Annotated in this window: 19 protein-coding genes; 12 read left to right on the top strand and 7 right to left on the bottom strand. The window is 68.3% G+C overall.

Features of this window, described 5'->3' with window-relative positions:
- Window positions 1-32 precede the first annotated feature (32 nt).
- Window positions 33-602: a sigma-70 family RNA polymerase sigma factor gene (locus ACG00X_RS22455; protein ID WP_394491774.1), complete on the top strand. Its 570-nt coding sequence runs from the start codon at window positions 33-35 to the stop codon at window positions 600-602.
- Window positions 595-1635 carry an ankyrin repeat domain-containing protein gene (locus ACG00X_RS22450; protein WP_394491772.1) on the top strand — a complete coding sequence of 347 codons (1041 nt, stop codon included), beginning with the start codon at window positions 595-597 and terminating at the stop codon, window positions 1633-1635. The genes ACG00X_RS22455 and ACG00X_RS22450 overlap by 8 nt, the downstream gene beginning before the upstream one ends.
- A 118-nt stretch (window positions 1636-1753) precedes the next feature.
- Here the strand turns inward: ACG00X_RS22450 and acnB are convergent, their stop codons facing one another.
- The 6 genes from acnB to ACG00X_RS22420 all read right to left on the bottom strand — a co-directional run bounded on the left by acnB (window position 1754) and on the right by ACG00X_RS22420 (window position 7851).
- The gene (acnB, locus tag ACG00X_RS22445) at window positions 1754-4351 is read right to left on the bottom strand and encodes a bifunctional aconitate hydratase 2/2-methylisocitrate dehydratase (RefSeq protein ID WP_394491770.1); all 2598 of its coding nucleotides are present in this window, start codon (window positions 4349-4351) and stop codon (window positions 1754-1756) included.
- A gap of 18 nt (window positions 4352-4369) precedes the next feature.
- Window positions 4370-4789, bottom strand: coding sequence for a type II toxin-antitoxin system VapC family toxin (locus tag ACG00X_RS22440; protein ID WP_394491768.1), 420 nt, complete (start codon window positions 4787-4789; stop codon window positions 4370-4372).
- Entirely contained in the window at window positions 4786-5031 is a 246-nt protein-coding gene (locus ACG00X_RS22435; RefSeq protein WP_394491765.1) for an AbrB/MazE/SpoVT family DNA-binding domain-containing protein, read from the bottom strand. Before ACG00X_RS22435 ends, ACG00X_RS22440 begins: the two co-directional genes overlap by 4 nt.
- A gap of 108 nt (window positions 5032-5139) precedes the next feature.
- Window positions 5140-5691: a hypothetical protein gene (locus tag ACG00X_RS22430; protein WP_394491763.1), complete on the bottom strand. Its 552-nt coding sequence runs from the start codon at window positions 5689-5691 to the stop codon at window positions 5140-5142.
- 116 nt (window positions 5692-5807) lie between these two features.
- Window positions 5808-6809 (bottom strand): HpcH/HpaI aldolase/citrate lyase family protein, encoded by a 1002-nt coding sequence (locus ACG00X_RS22425; RefSeq protein WP_394491761.1) that lies wholly within the window; start codon window positions 6807-6809, stop codon window positions 5808-5810.
- A 55-nt stretch (window positions 6810-6864) separates the two neighbouring features.
- Window positions 6865-7851, bottom strand: a complete 987-nt coding sequence (locus ACG00X_RS22420) for a malate dehydrogenase (protein WP_394491759.1) — start codon at window positions 7849-7851, stop codon at window positions 6865-6867.
- A 96-nt stretch (window positions 7852-7947) separates the two neighbouring features.
- Here ACG00X_RS22420 and ACG00X_RS22415 point away from each other — a divergent pair, with 96 nt between their 5' ends.
- From ACG00X_RS22415 to gntR, 10 genes are all read left to right on the top strand, one after another.
- Window positions 7948-8676, top strand: coding sequence for a GntR family transcriptional regulator (locus ACG00X_RS22415; RefSeq protein ID WP_394491757.1), 729 nt, complete (start codon window positions 7948-7950; stop codon window positions 8674-8676).
- A 92-nt stretch (window positions 8677-8768) separates the two neighbouring features.
- Window positions 8769-9197, top strand: a complete 429-nt coding sequence (sdhC, locus tag ACG00X_RS22410; RefSeq protein WP_394491755.1) for a succinate dehydrogenase, cytochrome b556 subunit — start codon at window positions 8769-8771, stop codon at window positions 9195-9197.
- Window positions 9198-9221: 24 nt separating this feature from the next.
- Window positions 9222-9581 (top strand): succinate dehydrogenase, hydrophobic membrane anchor protein, encoded by a 360-nt coding sequence (gene sdhD, locus ACG00X_RS22405; protein WP_394491753.1) that lies wholly within the window; start codon window positions 9222-9224, stop codon window positions 9579-9581.
- On the top strand, window positions 9581-11350 hold the full coding sequence (gene sdhA / locus ACG00X_RS22400; protein WP_394491751.1) for a succinate dehydrogenase flavoprotein subunit: 1770 nt from the start codon (window positions 9581-9583) through the stop codon (window positions 11348-11350). The genes sdhD and sdhA overlap by 1 nt, the downstream gene beginning before the upstream one ends.
- A 69-nt stretch (window positions 11351-11419) precedes the next feature.
- The gene (locus ACG00X_RS22395; protein ID WP_394491749.1) at window positions 11420-12121 is read left to right on the top strand and encodes a succinate dehydrogenase iron-sulfur subunit; all 702 of its coding nucleotides are present in this window, start codon (window positions 11420-11422) and stop codon (window positions 12119-12121) included.
- Between the two features lie 4 nt (window positions 12122-12125).
- Window positions 12126-12398, top strand: a complete 273-nt coding sequence (locus tag ACG00X_RS22390) for an FAD assembly factor SdhE (RefSeq protein WP_394491747.1) — start codon at window positions 12126-12128, stop codon at window positions 12396-12398.
- A 33-nt stretch (window positions 12399-12431) separates the two neighbouring features.
- Window positions 12432-13742 carry a citrate synthase gene (gene gltA, locus ACG00X_RS22385; protein WP_394491745.1) on the top strand — a complete coding sequence of 437 codons (1311 nt, stop codon included), beginning with the start codon at window positions 12432-12434 and terminating at the stop codon, window positions 13740-13742.
- Window positions 13743-13813: 71 nt separating this feature from the next.
- The gene (locus ACG00X_RS22380) at window positions 13814-14740 is read left to right on the top strand and encodes a ribokinase (RefSeq protein WP_394491743.1); all 927 of its coding nucleotides are present in this window, start codon (window positions 13814-13816) and stop codon (window positions 14738-14740) included.
- Window positions 14741-14760: 20 nt separating this feature from the next.
- Window positions 14761-16071 carry a TRZ/ATZ family hydrolase gene (locus tag ACG00X_RS22375; protein WP_394491741.1) on the top strand — a complete coding sequence of 437 codons (1311 nt, stop codon included), beginning with the start codon at window positions 14761-14763 and terminating at the stop codon, window positions 16069-16071.
- A complete protein-coding gene (gntR, locus tag ACG00X_RS22370; RefSeq protein WP_394491739.1) occupies window positions 16071-17102 on the top strand; it encodes an HTH-type transcriptional regulator GntR in 1032 nt (343 codons plus the stop codon). The genes ACG00X_RS22375 and gntR overlap by 1 nt, the downstream gene beginning before the upstream one ends.
- A gap of 114 nt (window positions 17103-17216) precedes the next feature.
- Here the strand turns inward: gntR and ACG00X_RS22365 are convergent, their stop codons facing one another.
- A complete protein-coding gene (locus ACG00X_RS22365; protein WP_394491737.1) occupies window positions 17217-19547 on the bottom strand; it encodes a GH36-type glycosyl hydrolase domain-containing protein in 2331 nt (776 codons plus the stop codon).
- Between the last annotated feature and the right edge of the window lie 4 nt (window positions 19548-19551).

Here is a 19551-nt window from a genome sequence, read left to right as displayed (position 1 = left end):
CAAGGCGCGGGTCGGCGTAGCATCCGCGCCGCATGGCAGGGAGCGAAACCACCGATGAATCCCTCATCGCCAGCTATCTGCGCGGCGACATGGGCGCGTTCGACCGCCTCTACCGTCGCCACGACCGCAAGACCTTCGCCTTCGTCCGCCAGATGCTGCACCCCACGGACCGTGCCACGGTGGAAGACCTGCACCAGGACGGCTGGCTGGCCGTCGCCAGCAAGGCCGCCAGCTTTTCGCCGGGCAAGGCCAGGTTCTCCACCTGGCTCTACACCGTCATGCGCAACCAGGTGCTGGACCATCTGCGCGCGCGCCAGGCGCGGCCTGGCGGTGACGACGAGGTCGACCCGGACGGCCTGGTCTCTGGCGTGCTGGCGCCCGAGCGGGCACTGGCCGAGAAGCGCCTCGTGCTGGCCGTGGAGCGCGAGTTGCTGGCGTTGTCGGTCGAGCAGCGGGAGGCCTTCCTGCTGTTCACGGTGGTCGAAATGAGCCTGGCCGAGATCGCCGACGTGACGCAGGCGCACCCCGAGACGGCCAAGACCCGGCTGCGCTACGCGCGGGAGGCGTTGCGGCATCGACTGCAGGGGTGGCGTGATGGCTGAGTTCGAGGCTTTGTCGCCCAACGACCCGACCGAGGCCGCGTTTCGCGAGGCGCTGCTCGGCGACGACGCGGGGCGCGAGCAGCGCCGCGTACGGCTGATGGCGGCTCTGCCGCGCCCACCGGCGCCCGTCGAGGCCGTGCCTGCGGCGCGAGGGCTGTTGGTCGGTCGTTGGCAGCCTGTGGCGCTCGTGCTGCTTGCGACGGGTGTGCTGATCGCCGCCGTGTTGATGGCGCGAACATCGCCGAGCGTGGGGCGCGCGCCCGCGCTGGAGCCGCAGGCGTCGGCGCCGGTCGTGGTGGCGCAGGCGCTGCCGGCGGCTGCGTTGCCGGCGCCAGCGGCGCTGCCGCAGCCGGTCGCGCCAGGCGTGGCTGCCAAGGCCCGGCACCTGCCGCCCGTTGTGGTGGCCGAGGCCGCCGCACCGCCTCCGCCCCTGGATATCGCTCGGCCCGAGGTGGCTGGCGCAGTCGTGGCAGCACCGTCCGCGCAGGCGGCTCCTGTTGTTCCCGCCGCAGCGGCCGTGGTGGCCGCCCCTGTCACGCAAGCCGCCGCGCCATCGCCATCGCCCGCGCCCGTGGTGTCAGCTGCGGCGCCAGTGGTGGTCGGCCGAACCGCTGTGGCCGAGTTGGACGCGCCGCTCGCTCAGGCGGGCAGGCTGGAGCGGGTGGACGTGGTCGGTAGTAGGGCGAACGCGCTCGCGGCGTCACCGCAGGCGTCGAGCCTGGCGGCCTCCAACGCCGTGGCGGAGCAGGCCATCCGCGACGCGGCCGTGGCGAATGCGCGGCTGTCACGGGCGGTCGGCCAACTGGACGCCCAGGCGGTGCGCGAGGCCTTGCAGGCCGGCGCCTCCACGCAGCTGCGCGATGCCCAGGGTCGCACGCCTTTGATGCAGGCGGCGCGGGCGGGCGCGGCGCCCATCGTCGACTTGCTGCTGGCTGCCGGCGCGAGCAAGGCCGACCGCGACACCAGCGGCTGGACGGCCGCCGACCACGCCCAGGATCAAGGCCACACAGAACTGGCGGCGCGACTGCGCTGACGACGGCGCTTGCCCGCGCCTGCTGTGCCCGCCGTGCAACAGCCGGCGCCAGCAGGCAGGCGCAAAAAAGCCCGCCGGGCTTGCGCGCGGCGGGCTTGGGTCCTGAGGCCGGTCAGGTTCAGCAGGTCGCGGCGGCCGACTTGGCGGCTTGCGCGTACTCCTCGATCTGGTCGAAGTTCATGTAGCGGTAGACGCTGGCCTTGTCCGCGTCGATGACGCCCATTTCCTTGAGGTACTCCTCCTTGGTCGGCAGGCGGCCCAGGCGCGAGGCGATGGCCGACAGCTCGGCCGAGCCCAGGAAAACGTTGGTGTTCTTGCCCAGGCGGTTCGGGAAGTTGCGGGTGGACGTGGAGATCACGGTGGCACCTTCACGCACCTGGGCCTGGTTGCCCATGCACAGCGAACAGCCCGGCATTTCCGTGCGCGCACCGGCCGTGCCGAAGGCGGCGTAGTGGCCTTCCTTGATCAGCTCGCTCTGGTCCATCTTGGTCGGCGGCGCGACCCACAGCTTGACCGGGATGTCGCGCTGGCCGCCCAGCAGCTTGGCGGCGGCGCGGAAGTGGCCGATGTTGGTCATGCACGAGCCGATGAAGGCCTCGTCGATCTTGGTGCCGGCGACTTCGGACAGGAACTTGGCGTCGTCCGGGTCGTTGGGGCAGCAGACGATGGGCTCGGTGATGTCGGCCAGGTCGATCTCGATGACGGCGGCGTACTCGGCGTCCTTGTCGGCCTCGAGCAGCTCGGGCTTGGCCAGCCAGGCCTCGACCTTCTCGATGCGGCGCTGCAGCGTTTTCGCGTCGGCATAGCCGTCGGCGATCATGTTCTTCATCAGCACGACGTTGGAGGTCAGGTACTCCTTGATCGGCGCCGGGTTCAGCTTGATCGTGCAGCCGGCGGCCGAGCGTTCGGCGGAGGCGTCGCTCAGCTCGAAGGCTTGCTCCACCTTCAGGTCAGGCAGGCCTTCGATCTCCAGGATGCGGCCCGAGAACACGTTCTTCTTGCCGGCCTTGGCGACGGTCAGCAGACCGGCCTTGATGGCGTACAGCGGGATGGCGTGCACGAGGTCGCGAAGCGTCACGCCGGGTTGCATCTCGCCCTTGAAGCGCACCAGCACCGACTCGGGCATGTCCAGCGGCATCACGCCGGTGGCGGCACCGAAGGCCACGAGGCCGGAGCCGGCGGGGAAGGAAATGCCGATCGGGAAGCGGGTGTGCGAGTCGCCACCGGTGCCGACGGTGTCGGGCAGCAGCAGGCGGTTCAGCCAGCTGTGGATGACGCCGTCACCCGGGCGCAGGGCCACGCCGCCGCGGTTGCTGATGAAGGCGGGCAGCTCGCGGTGCGTCTTCACATCCACGGGCTTGGGGTAGGCGGCCGTGTGGCAGAACGACTGCATGACCATGTCGGCCGAGAAGCCCAGGCAGGCCAGGTCCTTCAGCTCGTCGCGGGTCATCGGGCCGGTGGTGTCTTGCGAGCCGACCGTGGTCATCTTGGGCTCGCAGTAGGTGCCGGGGCGCACGCCCTGACCCTCGGGCAGGCCGACGGCGCGGCCCACCATCTTCTGCGCCAGCGTGAAGCCGGCGGTGGACTCGGCGGGGGCTTGCGGCAGGCGGAATTGCGTGGAGGCGGGCAGGCCCAGGAACTCGCGGGCCTTGCCCGTCAGCGAGCGGCCGATGATGAGGTTGATGCGGCCGCCAGCGCGCACTTCGTCGAACAGCACGTCGCTCTTGAGCTTGAACTCGGCGACGGTCTCGCCGTTCTTCACCAGCTTGCCGTCATAGGGCAGCACGTCGATGACGTCGCCCATCTCCAGCTTGGACACGTCCACTTCGATCGGCAGCGAGCCCGAGTCTTCCTGCGTGTTGAAGAAGATGGGAGCGATCTTGCCGCCCAGCGTCACGCCGCCGAAGCGCTTGTTAGGCACGAAGGGGATGTCTTCGCCGGTGGCCCAGATCACCGAGTTGGTGGCGGACTTGCGGCTGGAGCCGGTGCCGACGACGTCGCCGACATAGGCCACGACGTGGCCCTTCTTCTTCAGGTCCTCGATGAACTGCATCGGGCCGCGCTTGCCGTCTTCCTCGGGCTTGAAGGCCGCGTCGGAGCGCGTGTTCTTCAGCATCGCCAGGTAGTGCAGCGGGATGTCCGGGCGGCTCCAGGCGTCGGGGGCGGGCGACAGGTCGTCGGTGTTGGTCTCGCCGGGCACCTTGAAGACGGTGACGGTGATCTTCTTCTGGACTTCAGGGCGCGAGGTGAACCACTCGGCGTCGGCCCACGACTGCATCACTTCCTTGGCCTTGGCATTGCCGGCCTTGGCCTTGGTGGCGACGTCGTTGAAGTAGTCGAACATCAGCAGCGTCTTCTTCAGGCCGTTGGCGGCGACGGCCGCCACTTCGGCGTCGTCCAGCAGCTCGATGAGCGGATGCACGTTGTAACCACCGACCATCGTGCCGAGCAGCTCGGTGGCCTTGGCCTTGGAGATCAGGCCCACCTTGATGTCGCCGTGGGCCACGGCGGCCAGGAACGAGGCCTTCACCTTGGCGGCGTCGTCCACGCCCGGCGGCACGCGATGCGTCAGCAGGTCCAGCAGGAAGGCGTCCTCACCGGCCGGCGGGCTCTTGATCAGCTCGATCAGCTCGGCCACCTGCTTGGCATCCAGCGGCAGGGGCGGGATGCCGAGGGCGGCACGTTCGGCGGCATGTTGGCGGTAGGCGGTGAGCATGGTGTTCTCCAGTTGAAATCAAGCCCCGGGCACGATGACCTTGAGGCCTTTGAAATAGTCGCGAAAGAAGCCCTGGTCGCGGGTGATGAGCGCCTGGCACTGCAGCAGGGCATGGGCGCCGATGAGGAAATCGGGAACGGTGCGCGGGCCGCTTGGGGCCTGGCCGGACGCCTGGCGGCGTTCCTTGTAGCGGCGTTGCATTTCGCCCGCACGCACGGACGCGCGCGATTCGATGGGCGAGTAGACGATGCCGACGCCCTCCAGGGCGTCCAGCAGTTCGGCGCCGAAGCCCAGGCCCGAGACGACCTCGCTGAGCACGACGTCGCAGGCCACGACCGGCCCGCGGGCGAGCGCCTGACGCAGGCAGTCTTCGGCAGCCTCGGCGCCGGCATCGCCGCCGAGCAGGTCGATCAGGACAGAGGAGTCGATGGCGATCACGGCTCGACCGGATCGCCGGGGGCACGGCCCCGCAGTTCGCGCATGACGTCGTCGGTGGTGACGCCGTCGGGCAGCTTGAAGCGCCCGCGCAGCTTGGCAAGCGCGTCGTCGACGTTCTTGCGCAGGATGATGCGGCCGCCGTCGAGTTCGACCTTGAGCGTCGTGCCCTTGGTCAGGCCGAGGGCGTCTCGGACGGCTTTGGGCAGCGTGATCTGCCCACGTTCGGCAACAGTGGCTTCCATGGCGCCTCCGGCGGCTGAGCCGCCGCGCAGGCGCCGGCTCAGGTATGCATCAGAAAGTATGCATTCATTCTACATACCCGAGGAGGCGACTTCAAGAAACGAGATGACTCACTTGGCCGTGGGCGTGATGCCCAGGCCGTTGCGGGCCGCGGCAGCGGCTTCGGCTTCGGGGTTGGCCAGGCGGGCGGCCTTGGCTTCGGCGATCAGGCGGGCCTGTTCGGGGTGCACGCAGTCGTCCAGCAGGCGCTGGCCGATCTTGGTGTCCAGCAGCATGGACTTGTTGGCGATCTGGATCATCAGCGTGCGTCCGGTCACATCTTCCAGGCGCAGCGCGCCGGTCGACGACAGCACGGGCTTCATCGTCAGGTGCATTTTCTGCCAGTCGACGGTGATGTAGCCCGGCACCTTGGGGTGCTTGTCCAGGCGCACGGTCTGCTTGAATTCGCAGGAGTAATCGCCCAGGAAGGCGCGCTCGGCGGCAGCGATCTGGGCCTCGTCGGCATCGGTCAGCACCGGCTCAGCGGGCGCCGGGGTCTTCTTTGCAGCCTTGGCGACCTGCTTGGCGGGCGCGGGCTTGGCGGCCGGCGTCTGGGCCAGGGCGGGGAGGGCGGCGCACACGATCAGGGCGGCGGCGCTCAGGCGGAGCGTGGAGAGCTGCATGGGGTATTGCACAAAGTTAGGGGTGGACGCGGCGAATCATGGCCGCAAACGCGCCTCAAAAAGGTGAACAGTTGTAGGCGGCGCCAAGCGTGAATTGCTGCACGCCGATTGGCGCTTTACCGAATGGCTGCTGGGAAAAACGCCGATCGGGCTTCGGCCGGCAGCGGGCGCCCGGTGTGCTCGGCGCGCTCCAGCACGGTCCAGAAGTAGCGGTAGCTGGCCCGGTCGTGCAGCCGGTCATGGAAGGAGATGGGAGCCCATTGCGCGGCCTGGGCTGCCAGCAGCAGCTCGGCAGCCTCCTCGATATCGCCGGCCGCTGGGGCGAAGGCCTCGACGATCGGGCGGATCTGATCCGGATGGATGCTCCACATGCGCGTGTAGCCGAACTCCTGAGCGGCGCGCCGGGCGGCCGCCGCCAGCCGCGTGGCATCGCGGAACTCGGTCACGACGCAATGCGATGGCGTCTTGCCGAAGGCATGTGCCGCGGCGGCGATCTCCAGCTTGGCGCGCACGACCAGCGGGTGCTCGAACTGCCCGGGCAGTTCCATGGCCGACTTGGGGATGGCGCCGCCGTGGGCCGAGACGAAATCCATCAGGCCGAAGGACAGTGATTCGATGCGCGGGTGGGCGGCAATGCGGAACACCTCGCGCAGCGCGCCGTGCGTCTCGATCAGCACCTGCAGCGGCAGCCGCGGCTGGCCGTGGCGCTCGCAGGCGGCGTCGATGGCGGCGACGGCACGATCGACGTCGTCGGCGCTCTCGGGCTTGGGCAGCATCAGATAGGCCAGCCGCGTGCCGGCCTTGGCGATCAAGGTGTCGACGTCGGCCTCGAAGGCCGGGTGGCCCCAGGGGTGCACCCGCGCGCCGACGCGCCCGAAGCGGTTGGCCGCACTGGTGGCCAGTTCGGCGATCAGCAGCGCGTGCTCGGCCTCGCCGCCCACCGGGGCGCCGTCCTCGGCGTCCAGCGTGATGTCAAAGACCGGGCCCAGCTCGGCCTGCAGCGCCAGGCTTTTGCGCATGCGGGCCTCGACGCCGCAGTAGTGGTCGACCACCGGCAGCGCGGGGCGGGGGGCGTCATGGCCGAACAAGGCCAGGCGGGGATGCAGGTTCGGAGTCATCGGCAATGAAAAAGGGCCGGCGAGCCGGCCCTTCTCGGGTGGGGTGCTGCCCCGATTACAGCAGGTGCTTGACGCCGTCCTGCTCGTCGGTCAGTTCCTTCAGGGTCTTGTTGATGCATTCCTGCGAGAACGCGTCGATCTCCAGGCCTTGCACGATCTTGTACTCGCCGCCTTCGCAGGTGACGGGGTAGCCGAACATGACGTCCTTGGGGATGCCGTAGGAGCCGTCGGACGGGATGCCCATCGTGACCCACTTGCCGTTGGTGCCCAGGGCCCAGTCGCGCATGTGGTCGATGGCGGCGTTGGCGGCCGAGGCGGCCGACGACAGGCCGCGTGCCGCGATGATGGCGGCGCCGCGCTTGCCGACGGTGGGCAGGAACACGTCACGGTTCCAGGCTTCGTCGTTGATCAGCGTCTTGACCGACTGGCCGTCGATGGTGGCGAAGCGGTAGTCGGCGTACATCGTCGGCGAGTGGTTGCCCCACACGGCCAGCTTCTCGATGCCGGCAACGGCCTTGCCCGTCTTGGAGGCGATCTGCGACGCGGCGCGGTTGTGGTCCAGGCGCAGCATGGCGGTGAAGTTCTTGGCCGGCAGGTCCGGGGCCGACTTCATCGCGATGTAGGCGTTGGTGTTGGCGGGGTTGCCAACCACCAGCACCTTCACGTTGCGCGAGGCCACGGCGTTCAGCGCCTTGCCCTGCACGGTGAAGATCTGCGCGTTGGCGGCCAGCAGGTCGGCGCGCTCCATGCCAGGGCCGCGCGGGCGGGCGCCGACGAGCAGGGCGTAGTCGGTGTCCTTGAAGGCGGTCATCGGATCGCTGTGGGCTTCGATGCCGACCAGCAGCGGGAACGCGCAGTCTTCGAGTTCCATGATCACGCCCTTGAGCGCGTTCTGAGCCTTCTCGTCGGGGATTTCCAGCAATTGCAGGATGACGGGCTGGTCCTTGCCGAGCATCTCGCCAGAGGCGATGCGGAACAGCAGGGCGTAGCCGATCTGGCCGGCAGCGCCGGTGACGGCGACGCGAACGGGTTTCTTGCTCATGAAAGTCTCCGAAGGGGCAGTTGATGGATCCGGGGCTAGGGCGCGTGGCCCTGAACTCATCAAGTGTACGGGCATACCCTGTGCTGCAATCGGTCCATGCCCCCAGTCAAGCCCAGGTCAAGCGCCCCGCTTTACGCACAGATACGCCAGCTCATCGTCGCGGCACTGGCCGCTGGTGAGTGGCGTCCGGGCGACGCGCTGCCCAGCGAGGCCGCACTCGCCGCGCGCTTCGGGGCCAGCGCCGGCACCGTGCGGCGGGCGCTGGACGAGCTCACCGCGGCCCACATCGTCGAGCGCCGTCAGGGCAGCGGCACCTTCGTGGCCACGCATGCCGCGCCGCGCCAGCAGTTCCGCTTCCTGCGCCTGGTGGCGGACGACGCGGCGAGCGGCTTCGCGCGCCAGTTGCTCGGCTGCCGGCGCGTGCGCGCCAGTGCTGACGTCGCACATGCACTGACTCTGCGCACTGGCGAGCCGGTCATCGAGGTGCGCCGGCTGTTGCATCGGCGCGAGCGACCCGTCGTGCTTGACGAACTCTGGCTTCCCGAACGGCATTTCGAAGGGTTGACGGCCGAGGTCATCGAGGCGCATCCCGGCACGCTCTACGCGTTGTTCGAGACGAGCTTTGGTGTGCACATGGTGCGCGCCGAGGAGAAGTTGCGCGCCGTGGCAGCGACGCCGCAGACTGCCGCGCTGCTGGGCGTGCAGGCGGGGGCGCCGCTGCTGAGCGTCGAGCGGCTCGCCTACACCTATGGTGACCGGCCCATGGAACTGCGCCGCGGGCTCTACCACACCGACGCCGATCACTATCGCAACGAGTTGAACTGAAGCTGACGGGGTGCAATGCCGCACCATGTCATGGTGGGTCAAGGGTTGGCCCTAGAATCGTTTGGTTTCACCCCGATTACGCAGGCCCGACCATGACGGACAGCGCAAAGACCAGACCCATCTACACAAATATTCACATCACGCAGATCGTGGGCTATCGACTGCCGCTCGCAGGCAAGGTGTCCATCCTGCATCGCGTCAGCGCTGTGCTGATGTTCCTGCTGCTGCCCTTCGTGGTGTGGATGCTGGACTCAAGCCTGACCTCGCAAATTTCCTACGACAGCTTCACCAACGTCTTCGCCGCCGGCTTCGGCGTGATCCCTGCGTGGTTCGTCAAGCTGGTCACGCTGGGCCTGTTGTGGGCCTATCTGCACCACTTCATCGCTGGCGTGCGCCACCTGTGGATGGACGCGACGCACAGCGTCAGCAAGGCCCAGGGCCACAGCTCGGCCGTCGTCACGATGGCGCTGAGCATCGGGCTGACGCTGGTGCTGGGCGCCAAGCTGTTCGGCCTGTACTGAGCAACCTGCAAAGGACAACAACCAATGAGCACTTTCGGCTCCAAGCGCCTCGTCGTCGGCGCGCATTACGGCCTGCGTGACTGGCTGGCCCAGCGCATCACCGCCGTGTTGATGGCGCTGTTCACCATCGTCGTGCTGGTCCGCTTCCTGATGCCCGGCGAGCTGGGCTATGACCACTGGTACGGCGTGTTCGCGCCGCAGTGGATGAAGGTCCTGACCTTCGTGGCCATCCTTGCCTTGACCTATCACGCCTGGGTGGGCGTGCGGGACATCTGGATGGACTACATCAAGCCCGTCGGCATCCGACTGGCCCTGCAAGTGTTTTCGATCGTGTGGCTGCTCGGCTGTGCCGGCTGGGCAATCCAGGTGCTGTGGAGACTGTGATGACGGCAAAGATTTCGACCCGCAAGTTCGACGTGGTCATCGTCGGGGCCGGTGGCTCCGGCATGCGGGCCTCGCTGCAGCTCTCCCTGGCCGGCCTGAACGTGGCCGTGCTGTCCAAGGTCTTCCCGACCCGCTCGCACACCGTCGCCGCACAAGGCGGCATCGGCGCGTCCCTGGGCAACATGTCCGAGGACAACTGGCACTACCACTTCTTCGACACCGTCAAGGGTTCGGACTGGCTGGGTGACCAGGACGCCATCGAGTTCATGTGCCGCGAGGCGCCCAAGGTCGTCTACGAGCTCGAGCACTTCGGCATGCCGTTCGACCGCAATGCCGACGGCACGATCTACCAGCGCCCGTTCGGCGGCCACACCGCCAACTACGGCGAGAAGCCCGTGCAGCGCGCCTGCGCGGCAGCCGACCGCACCGGCCACGCGCTGCTGCACACGCTCTATCAGCAGAACGTCAAGGCGCGCACGCAGTTCTTCGTCGAGTGGATGGCGCTGGACATCATCCGCGACGCCGAAGGCGATGCCGTCGGCGTGACGGCGCTGGAGATGGAGACCGGCGAGGTCCACATCCTGCACGCCAAGACCGTGCTGCTGGCCACCGGCGGCGCGGGCCGCATCTTCGCGGCTTCCACCAACGCCTTCATCAACACCGGTGACGGCCTGGGCATGGCGGCGCGCGCCGGCATCCCGCTGGAAGACATGGAGTTCTGGCAGTTCCACCCCACCGGCGTGGCCGGCGCGGGCGTGCTGCTGACCGAAGGCTGCCGTGGCGAAGGCGCGATCCTGCGCAATGCCAACGGCGAGCGCTTCATGGAGCGCTATGCCCCGACGCTGAAGGACCTGGCGCCGCGTGACTTCGTGTCCCGCTCGATGGACCAGGAAATCAAGGAAGGTCGCGGCTGCGGTCCCAACAAGGACTACGTGCTGCTGGACATGACCCACCTGGGCGCCGAGACCATCGCCAAGCGCCTGCCGTCGGTGCTGGAGATCGGCCACAACTTCGCCAACGTCGACATCACGAAGGAACCGATTCCTGTCGTGCCGACCATCCACTACCAGATGGGTGGCATTCCGACGAACGTGCACGGTCAGGTCGTCATCCCGAAGAACGGCAAGCACAACGACATCATCAACGGCCTCTACGCCGTCGGTGAGTGCTCCTGCGTGAGCGTGCACGGCGCCAACCGCCTGGGCACCAACTCGCTGCTGGACCTGGTCGTGTTCGGCCGTGCCGCCGGCAACCACATCGTCGACTTCAACCTGAAGACGAAGTCGCACAAGGACCTGCCCAAGGACGCTGCCGATCGCACGCTGGCCCGCCTGGCCCGCCTGGACTCGGCCACCGACGGCGAGTATGCGCAGGACGTCGCCAACGACATCCGCGCGACGATGCAGAAGCATGCCGGCGTGTTCCGCACGCAGGCGTCCATGGACGAGGGCGTCACCAAGATCAAGGAAATCGCCCAGCGCGTCGGCTCCATCGGCCTGAAGGACAAGTCCAAGGTCTTCAACACCGCGCGCGTCGAGGCGCTGGAAGTGGAGAACCTCATCGAGGCCGCGAAGGCCACGATGATCTCCGCCGCCGCCCGTCCCGAGAGCCGCGGTGCCCATGCGCACAACGACTATCCGAACCGCGACGACGCGAACTGGATGAAGCACACGCTGTGGTACTCCGAAGGCAACCGCCTGGACTACAAGCCGGTGAACCTCACGCCGTTGACCGTTGAATCCGTGCCGCCGAAGGTTCGTACGTTCTGAAGACTTTGCGGGACAGACCGCCCGAGCGAAGCGAGTAGCTCTGTCCCCAACCGATTAGGAAACTGATTCATGAAGCGCACCTTCCAGATCTACCGCTACGACCCCGACAAGGACGCCAAGCCCTACATGCAGACCCTCGAGATCGAACTCGACGGTCACGAGCGCATGCTGCTGGATGCCCTGGTCAAGCTCAAGGCCGTGGACCCGACGCTGTCTTTCCGCCGCTCCTGCCGTGAAGGCGTGTGCGGCTCGGACGCGATGAACATCAACGGCAAGAACGGCCTGGCCTGCCTGACGAACATGCGCACGCTGCCGGGCGTCATCACGCTGAAGCCGCTGCCGGGCCTGCCCGTCGTGCGCGACCTCATCGTCGACATGACGCAGTTCTTCAAGCAGTACCACTCGATCAAGCCCTACCTCGTCAACGACAACCCGCTGCCCGACAAGGAGCGTCTGCAGTCGCCTGTCGAGCGCGAGGAGCTCGACGGCCTGTACGAATGCATCCTGTGCGCGAGCTGCTCGACGAGCTGCCCGAGCTTCTGGTGGAACCCCGACAAGTTCGTCGGCCCGGCCGGCCTGCTGCAGGCCTACCGCTTCATCGCCGACAGCCGCGACGAAGCCACCAACGAGCGCCTTGACAATCTCGAAGACCCGTACCGTCTGTTCCGTTGCCACACCATCATGAACTGCGTGGATGTCTGCCCGAAGGGGCTGAACCCCACGAAGGCCATCGGCAAGATCAAGGAACTGATGGTCCGCCGCGCGGTCTGACGAGATGAACGCAGTGGCTGCCCCGATGATCGACGAACGCGCGCTGTCCAAGCTGCGCTGGCGCTGCCGTCGGGGCCTGCTCGAGAACGACCTGCTGATCGAGCGTTTCTTCAACCGCCATCCCGAGGGCATCAGCCTGACGTTGGCCGAAGGTCTGACTGCATTGATGGACCTGGCCGACAACGACCTGCTCGACCTGTTGCTGCGCCGCAAGGAGCCCAGTGGTGAAATCGACACCACTGCCGTGCGCGAGGTGCTGGCCGAGCTGCGTACCTGATCGAATCGCTTTTCAAAACCAAAGGACTGCACCATGACCCCGTCCGACGTGAAAGCCACCCTGTCGTTCTCCGACGGCAGCCCCTCGATGGATCTGCCGCTCTACAAGGGCAGCATCGGCCCGGATGTCATCGACATCCGCAAGCTCTACGCCCAGACCGGCAAGTTCACGTACGACCCCGGCTTCCTGTCGACGGCGTCGTGCAACTCCACCATCACCTACATCGATGGCGACAAGGGCGAGCTGCTGTACCGCGGCTACCCCATCGAGCAGCTCGCGGTGAACTGCGACTACCTCGAGACCTGCTATCTGCTGCTGTACGGAGAGCTGCCCAACGAGAGCCAGAAGGCGGAGTTCGAGCACAAGGTCATGCACCACACGATGGTGAATGAGCAGATGCAGTTCTTCCTGCGCGGCTTCCGCCGCGATGCGCACCCGATGGCCGTCATGACGGGCCTGGTGGGCGCGATGTCGTCCTTCTATCACGACAGCACCGACATCAATAACCCCGAGCATCGCGAGATCTCGGCGATCCGCCTGATCGCCAAGATGCCCACGCTCGTGGCGATGGCCTACAAGTACACCATCGGTCAGCCCTACATCTACCCGCAGAACGACCTGAGCTACGCCGGCAACTTCATGCGCATGATGTTTGCCACGCCGTGCGAGGACTACAAGCCCAACGACGTGCTGGTGCGCGCGATGGACCGCATCTTCACGCTGCACGCGGACCACGAGCAGAACGCGTCGACGTCCACGGTGCGCCTGTGCGGCTCGTCGGGCACCAACCCGTTCGCGGCCATCGCGGCCGGTGTGGCCTGCCTGTGGGGCCCCGCTCACGGCGGCGCCAACGAGGCCTGCCTGAACATGCTGGGCGACATCCAGAAGCAAGGCGGCGTGGCCCGCATCGGTGACTTCATCAGCAAGGTCAAGGACAAGAACTCCGGCGTCAAGCTGATGGGCTTCGGTCACCGGGTCTACAAGAACTACGACCCGCGCGCCAAGCTGATGCGCGAGACCTGCCACGAGGTGCTCAACGAGCTGGGCCTGCAGAACGACCCGCTGTTCGCACTGGCCATGGAGCTGGAGAAGATCGCGCTGGAAGACGAATACTTCGTCGCCCGCAAGCTCTACCCGAACGTCGACTTCTACTCGGGCATCGTGCAGCGCGCCATCGGCATCCCCGTGCCGCTGTTCACCGCCATCTTCGCGCTGGCCCGCACGGTCGGCTGGATCGCCCAGCTCAATGAGATGATCGGCGACCCCGAGTACAAGATCGGCCGCCCGCGTCAGCTGTTCGTCGGTGCTGCGGCACGCGACGTCAAGCCGATCGCCCAGCGCTGATCACTCAACGGCACTGACGCCGCCCGCGAACCCCTCGGAGCCCCGAGGGGTTCTTTGCTTTTGGAGACCTGATGACCGCAGCCGCCGAGATCCTTGTCCTGGGCAGCGTCAACCGCGATCTCATCGTGCACGCGCCGCGCCTGCCGCTGCCGGGCGAGACGCTGCGCGGTCAGCGTTTCGGCTCGTGCCTGGGCGGCAAGGGGGCCAACCAGTCGGTCGCGGCCGCGCGCCTCGGTGCCCGCGTGGCGCTGGCGGCGCGCGTGGGCCTGCTGGAGAACGGTGCGGCGATGGTGGAGCAACTCAAAGGCGAGGGCGTCGACACGCGCGCCGTCGCCCAGCCGGCCGACGAGGTGCCGGGTGTTGCGCTGATCGTCGTCGGCGCTGAAGATGCCGAGAACCAGATCGTCACCGTGGCCGGCTCCAACGGCCGGTTGCCGCTTTCGCAGGTCGAGGCGCTGGACGTGGCCGGCCTGCGCTGGCTGGTCGCCCAGCAGGAGCTGCCGCTGGAGAGCGTATCCCGCGCGTTCGAGCGTGCCCATGCGGCCGGCGTGAAGACGCTGCTGAATGCGGCGCCCTACCGCCCCGGTTGCGAGAGCCTGTTGCCGCTGGTGGACCTGCTCGTCGTCAATGCGCTCGAAGCCCAGGCCCTGGTCACGACGCTGGGCGGCGGCGTGGCTGAACCCGAGGCGCTCGCGCAGACGCTGCGAGCCAAGGGTCCGTCGGCCGTGCTGGTGTCGCTGGGCGCCGCAGGCCTGTGCTGGGTCGACGCCGAGGGCACCCGCCGGGTGCCGGCGCGGGCCGTGAAGGCGGTCGACACCGTCGGTGCCGGCGATACGCTGGTCGGTGCCCTCGTGACGGCGCTGGCCGAAGGCCAGTCCGTCGATCGCGCGCTCGCGTTCGCCCAGGCCGCCGCAGCGCTGGCCGTGTCGCGTCCGGGCGTGCAGGACGCGATGCCGCGCCGTGATGAGGTGGAGCAACTGCTGGCCGCCCCGAACTGATTTCGCAAGGAGAAGAAGACATGACCCCAACCCTGCTGCTGCCCCGCTGGCTGCTGACGATGAAGCCCGGCGAAGCCACGCTGGAGAACCACGGCCTGCTGATCGAGGGCGAGCGCATCGCCGCCATCGGCACGCATGCCGAGCTGATCGCGAAGTACCCGCAGGCCGAGCGCGTGGCGCTGCCCGAGCAGATCCTGATCCCTGGTCTCATCAACGGCCACGCGCACTCGGCCATGACGCTGCTGCGCGGCGTTGCCGACGACGTGCCGCTGATGGACTGGCTGCAAAACCACATCTGGCCGCTGGAGAAGAAGTGGGTCAGCGAGGCCTGGACGTATCTCGGCTCCAAGCTCGCGGCCGCCGAAGGCCTGCGCAGTGGCACGACGTACATCAACGACATGTACTTCTTCCCGACCGCGATGGCCCGCGCCGCCGTGGATTCGGGCGTGCGTGCCGCCGTGTCGATGAACGTCATCGACTTCCCGACCGGCTACGCCTCCGGCCCTGACGACTACATCGCCAAGGGCGTGGCCGCCTACGAGCAGTACAAGGGCGAGAAGCTGCTGGACTGGACCAGCGCGCCGCACGCGCCCTACACGGTGTCCGACGAGACCTTCATCAAGCTGCGTGACCTGGCCGAGAAGCTGGACATCCAGATGCACTGCCACATCCACGAGACGGCGGGCGAGGTGAGTGACGGCCTCAAGGCCCATGGCGTGCGCCCCATCGCGCGCCTGGACAAGCTGGGCCTGTTCAGCGAGCGCATGATCGCCGTGCACATGGTTCACCTGAACGACGAAGAGATCGAGCTGATGGCCAGCAAGGGCGTGCACCTGGTGCACAACCCCAACTCCAACCTCAAGCTGGCCTCGGGCGTGATGCCGCTGAAGGCACTCGAAGCGGCGGGCGTCAACACCATCCTCGGCACCGACGGCGCCGCGTCCAACAACCGTCTGGACATGTTCGGCGAGATCCGCTCGGCCGCGCTGCTGGCCAAGGGCATCACGGGCGACCCGACGGTGGCCTCGGCGCGCACGGCGCTGGAGATGGCGACCATCCGCGCCGCCAAGGCCATGGGCCGTGCCGACGACCTGGGCTCGCTGGAGGTCGGCAAGCTGGCCGACGTGGTGGCCGTGTCGCTGGACAGCCTGGAATGCCAGCCGGTCTACAACGCCGCCGCACAGCTGGTCTACGTGGCCGGCCGCGAGCACGTCAGCAACGTCTGGGTGGGCGGCCGCCAGGTGCTGAAGGACCGCCAGCCGACCACCATCGACGTGCCGAGCCTGCTGGCCGAGGTGCGCGACGTCGTTGGCCGCATGCAGGCAGGCTGATGGCCGGCGCGGCCGGCGCGCGACGTTCGCGGTCCACCGGCCGTGTGACGCTGGCCGACGTGGCGCAGGCGGCCGGTGTCAGCCCGATCACGGTGTCACGAGCGCTGCGTGGCGAGCGGGCCGTGGCGCCCGAGCTTTGCGAGCGCGTGCGGGCGGCGGCCGCGGCGCTGGGCTATGTGCCCGACCCGGCGGCGCGTGCGCTGGCGTCCAGCCGCAGCTCGCATGTGGCCGTGCTGATCCCCAAGCTGAGCAACACGCTGTTCGTGGACCTGCTGGACGCCGTGCAGAACACGCTGGTGCCGGCCGGCTACCAGACGCTGATCGGCGTGACCCACTACAGCGCCGCCGAGGAAGAGGCCGCGCTGCGCAGCTTCCTTGCGCACCGGCCGGCCGGCTTGATCGTCACCGGCAGTGATCGCAGCGCGGCCGCCTGCGCCCTGATCGACGGCAGCGGCGTGCCCTGCGTGCGCGTCATGGAAGTCGGCCGCGAGGAGGGCGGCTACAGCGTGGGCTTTTCGCAGCGCGACGCCGGCCGCGCCATCACGCAGCAGCTGCTGGACAGTGGCCGGCAGCACATCGCCTACGTGGCCGCGCAGCTGGACCCGCGCACGCTGGAACGCGGCGAAGGCTATGCGGCCGCGCTGGCGCACGCCGGGCTGGCCGACCGCACGAACCAGGTGCTGAGCGCCGAGCCGTCCTCCATGGCGCTGGGTGGGGCGATGCTCGAACGCGTGCTGCTTGACGCGCCGCAGACCGATGCGATCTTCTTTTGCAACGACGACCTGGCCCAGGGCGCGCTGCTGGCGGCGCTGCGGCTGGGCATCGCGGTGCCGGGGCGTGTGGCGGTGGCCGGCTTCAACGACCTGCCGGGCAGCGACCAGATGCTGCCGCCGCTGACCACCGTCGCCACGCCGCGCCGCGAGATCGGCGCGCAGGCGGCGCAGATGCTGCTGAAGCTGATGCGCGGCCAGCCGGTGGATGCGCCGCACCTGGATCTGGGCTTCCAGGTCGTGCGCCGCGCGAGCGCGTAGGCCCCGGTCCAATCCCGGTCCCGCTCCCGCTCCCGCTGAACGCGGGCGTGCTGGGTCGGTCCTTGAAGGGTTGGCTTGGCAGCAGCCCGGCGCCCGGCCCGAAAGCGCAATGCATCAGGCCAACTCAACCGCCAGCCGGTACTCGCGGCCGGGCTCGATGGCGCGCACGAGGCCGTCGGGCAGCGCTTGCCCGTCCAGCAGCACGCGCGCCTGGCCCGTGCGCCGCACCTGCAGATGGAAGCGGGCACCCCGGAACTCGCGTTCGGCGCTCAGCTCCTGCCAGCTCGACGGCAGCTGCGGCCGCACGACCAGGCCCTTGGCGCAGCCGCGCAGCCCGCACAGGTCTTCGATGATGCTGCGATAGGCCCAGGCCGCCGTGCCGGTATTGAAGAGCTGGCTGGAGCGGCCCGCCGTGCGCGGGTATTGCTCATGCGCGCCACGGTAGTAGTTCGGGATGAACACCGGCAACTGGCCGCGCTGCAGCAGGTCGGCCTCGTCCGGCCCGGGGATCATGCGGCGCAGCGCGCGGTAGGCCCGGTCGGCGTCGCCGATGGCGTACAGCGCGTGCACGTAGAAGCTCGCCGCGTGGTTGTAGACGGCGCCGTTCTCGGCCGAGCCCGGGTGTTTTTGCGTCACGCGGCCCACGTCCTCGCGCATGGCGGGGTAGGGCGGGTTGAACATCGCCACGCCGTGCGGCGTCTCGAGTTGCGCATCGATCGCCGCGATCATGCGGTCGCGCTGCCGGGCGTTGGCGGCACCGCTGAGCAGCGCCCACGACTGCGGGTTCAGGTACAGGCGCCCCGCCGTATCGGTGCTGACGCCGAAGACGACGCCGTCATCCGTGATGCCGCGGGCGAACCAGTCACCGTCCCACAGATGGGCGTTGGCGGCGTCGTTGAGCTGCTGCGCGGCGGCGCGCCAGCGCCCGGCGGCGTCCGGCCGGCCGGCGTCGGCACTGATGCCGGCCCACAGCGTCATCGCGTACGCCGCCGCCACCGTGAGCCAGCCCGACACGCCCCGGCCTTTGTAGCCCACCATGTTCATCGGGTCGCACCAGTCGCCTTGGGCGATGTAGCTCAGGCCGCGTGCGTCGCGGTCCTGGTGCAGCCAGGCCATCGCGGCGTCCAGCCGGTCGGCCACCGTCAGGCCGTTGACGAGCTCGCCCAGCAGCGCGAAGTCGGCGGTTTCGTTGAGATAGGCCTGCAGGCACACGGGCAGCCAAACGCAATGGTCCGTGTGCGGCACCTGGTTGATGTATTTGAGCTCCGCGCCTTCGACGAGCAGGATGCCGTCGGGCATGGAGCCGTTGGCGTGCTGCTGGCTGAGCGCGAGCAGCAGCGCGCCGCGCGTGACCTGCGGCGCGATGAAGGCCATGCCGAGGTTGTCCTGCAGGTAGTTGCGGGTCTGCGGGTCGGTGCTGAGGCGGTTGACGTCGCCGTGATAGAAGACCTGGCGCGGCAGCCAGTGGTTGACGAAGCGGTCGAAGTCGGCGTCGGGCGTGGTGATGCGCAGGCCGCCGCGGCCGCCGTCGATGTAGGCCGCGTAGGCGGCGCGCGTGCGGGCGAAGGCGTCGGCGCCCAGGTAGGTGTCGCGCATGCGGGCGATCTCGGCATCGTCCAGCGCCGGCCCGAACAGGAAGCGCCGCACTTCGCTCTGGCCGGGCGCCAGCGTCAGGCGGTATTGCACGCAGGCGGCGGGCGTCTCGTAGCGGGCGTCGCCACAGGCCAGCTGGTCGGGCTGCAGCGCGCTGGGGGCGTGCAGGCCGCCTTCGCCCTCGAACGCGGCCTGGCTGGCTTCCCAGGCGTCGGGCGCTTGCTCGCACAAGAAGTAGGTCTTGTCCTTGAGCTGCTGGTTCTTGAAGTAGTCGGCAACCTTTTGGTAGGGCGTCACGCTGCTGGCGACGATGCCGCCGAGGTCGGCGCGCCATTCGGCGGACTGGTTCATCCACGACATGTAGCCGATCGGGAAATAGGGCACGACGCTGACCCGCCGTGCGCGACCTGACAGGTCGGTGACGCGCGCTTCCCACAACTCCACGACGTCGTCGACGGGCAGCCCGAGCGTCATCTCTACGCGCAGGCCCAGGTGCTCCACCGTCCAGGCCAGCTCATGCCGCCCGACCGTGAACCGGAAAGCGTCGGCACGCGCGCGCACCGGCTCGTGCGGCGCTGAGAACAGCTGACCCGTCTCCTCGTCCTTCACGTAGACGAAGCGCCCCGGGTGATGGGCGTAATAGGCCTGCTCGGGTTGCATGAAGGTGCGCGCTTCCAGCCCGGGGGCATGCGCGTACTTGGCCGGTTCGGGCTGCATGAACTGCGCGGTGGCGTAGCCGCGGCAGGTGGCCTGGATCATCATGCGGCGGTTCCACAGGAAGCCGGCGGCCAATGGCATGGCGGTGGGGCTGGTCAGTTCGCAGCGGGCGCCGCCGTCGAGGTGATGGAGCATGGGT

This window comes from Pelomonas nitida (assembly GCF_043555975.1).
GTDB lineage: Bacteria > Pseudomonadota > Gammaproteobacteria > Burkholderiales > Burkholderiaceae_C > Pelomonas > Pelomonas nitida.
This window is presented reverse-complemented; position numbering and strand designations above follow the sequence as displayed.

What these genes read in the sequence shown, in the direction of transcription:
- ACG00X_RS22455 (WP_394491774.1), top strand. Translation starts at nt 33, where the DNA reads ATGGCAGGGAGCGAAACCACCGATGAATCCCTCATCGCCAGCTATCTG.
- ACG00X_RS22450 (WP_394491772.1), top strand. Translation starts at nt 595, where the DNA reads ATGGCTGAGTTCGAGGCTTTGTCGCCCAACGACCCGACCGAGGCCGCG.
- acnB (WP_394491770.1), bottom strand. Translation starts at nt 4,351, where the DNA reads ATGCTCACCGCCTACCGCCAACATGCCGCCGAACGTGCCGCCCTCGGC.
- ACG00X_RS22435 (WP_394491765.1), bottom strand. Translation starts at nt 5,031, where the DNA reads ATGGAAGCCACTGTTGCCGAACGTGGGCAGATCACGCTGCCCAAAGCC.
- ACG00X_RS22430 (WP_394491763.1), bottom strand. Translation starts at nt 5,691, where the DNA reads ATGCAGCTCTCCACGCTCCGCCTGAGCGCCGCCGCCCTGATCGTGTGC.
- ACG00X_RS22425 (WP_394491761.1), bottom strand. Translation starts at nt 6,809, where the DNA reads ATGACTCCGAACCTGCATCCCCGCCTGGCCTTGTTCGGCCATGACGCC.
- ACG00X_RS22420 (WP_394491759.1), bottom strand. Translation starts at nt 7,851, where the DNA reads ATGAGCAAGAAACCCGTTCGCGTCGCCGTCACCGGCGCTGCCGGCCAG.
- ACG00X_RS22415 (WP_394491757.1), top strand. Translation starts at nt 7,948, where the DNA reads ATGCCCCCAGTCAAGCCCAGGTCAAGCGCCCCGCTTTACGCACAGATA.
- sdhC (WP_394491755.1), top strand. Translation starts at nt 8,769, where the DNA reads ATGACGGACAGCGCAAAGACCAGACCCATCTACACAAATATTCACATC.
- sdhD (WP_394491753.1), top strand. Translation starts at nt 9,222, where the DNA reads ATGAGCACTTTCGGCTCCAAGCGCCTCGTCGTCGGCGCGCATTACGGC.
- sdhA (WP_394491751.1), top strand. Translation starts at nt 9,581, where the DNA reads ATGACGGCAAAGATTTCGACCCGCAAGTTCGACGTGGTCATCGTCGGG.
- ACG00X_RS22395 (WP_394491749.1), top strand. Translation starts at nt 11,420, where the DNA reads ATGAAGCGCACCTTCCAGATCTACCGCTACGACCCCGACAAGGACGCC.
- ACG00X_RS22390 (WP_394491747.1), top strand. Translation starts at nt 12,126, where the DNA reads ATGAACGCAGTGGCTGCCCCGATGATCGACGAACGCGCGCTGTCCAAG.
- gltA (WP_394491745.1), top strand. Translation starts at nt 12,432, where the DNA reads ATGACCCCGTCCGACGTGAAAGCCACCCTGTCGTTCTCCGACGGCAGC.
- ACG00X_RS22380 (WP_394491743.1), top strand. Translation starts at nt 13,814, where the DNA reads ATGACCGCAGCCGCCGAGATCCTTGTCCTGGGCAGCGTCAACCGCGAT.
- ACG00X_RS22375 (WP_394491741.1), top strand. Translation starts at nt 14,761, where the DNA reads ATGACCCCAACCCTGCTGCTGCCCCGCTGGCTGCTGACGATGAAGCCC.
- gntR (WP_394491739.1), top strand. Translation starts at nt 16,071, where the DNA reads ATGGCCGGCGCGGCCGGCGCGCGACGTTCGCGGTCCACCGGCCGTGTG.
- ACG00X_RS22365 (WP_394491737.1), bottom strand. Translation starts at nt 19,547, where the DNA reads ATGCTCCATCACCTCGACGGCGGCGCCCGCTGCGAACTGACCAGCCCC.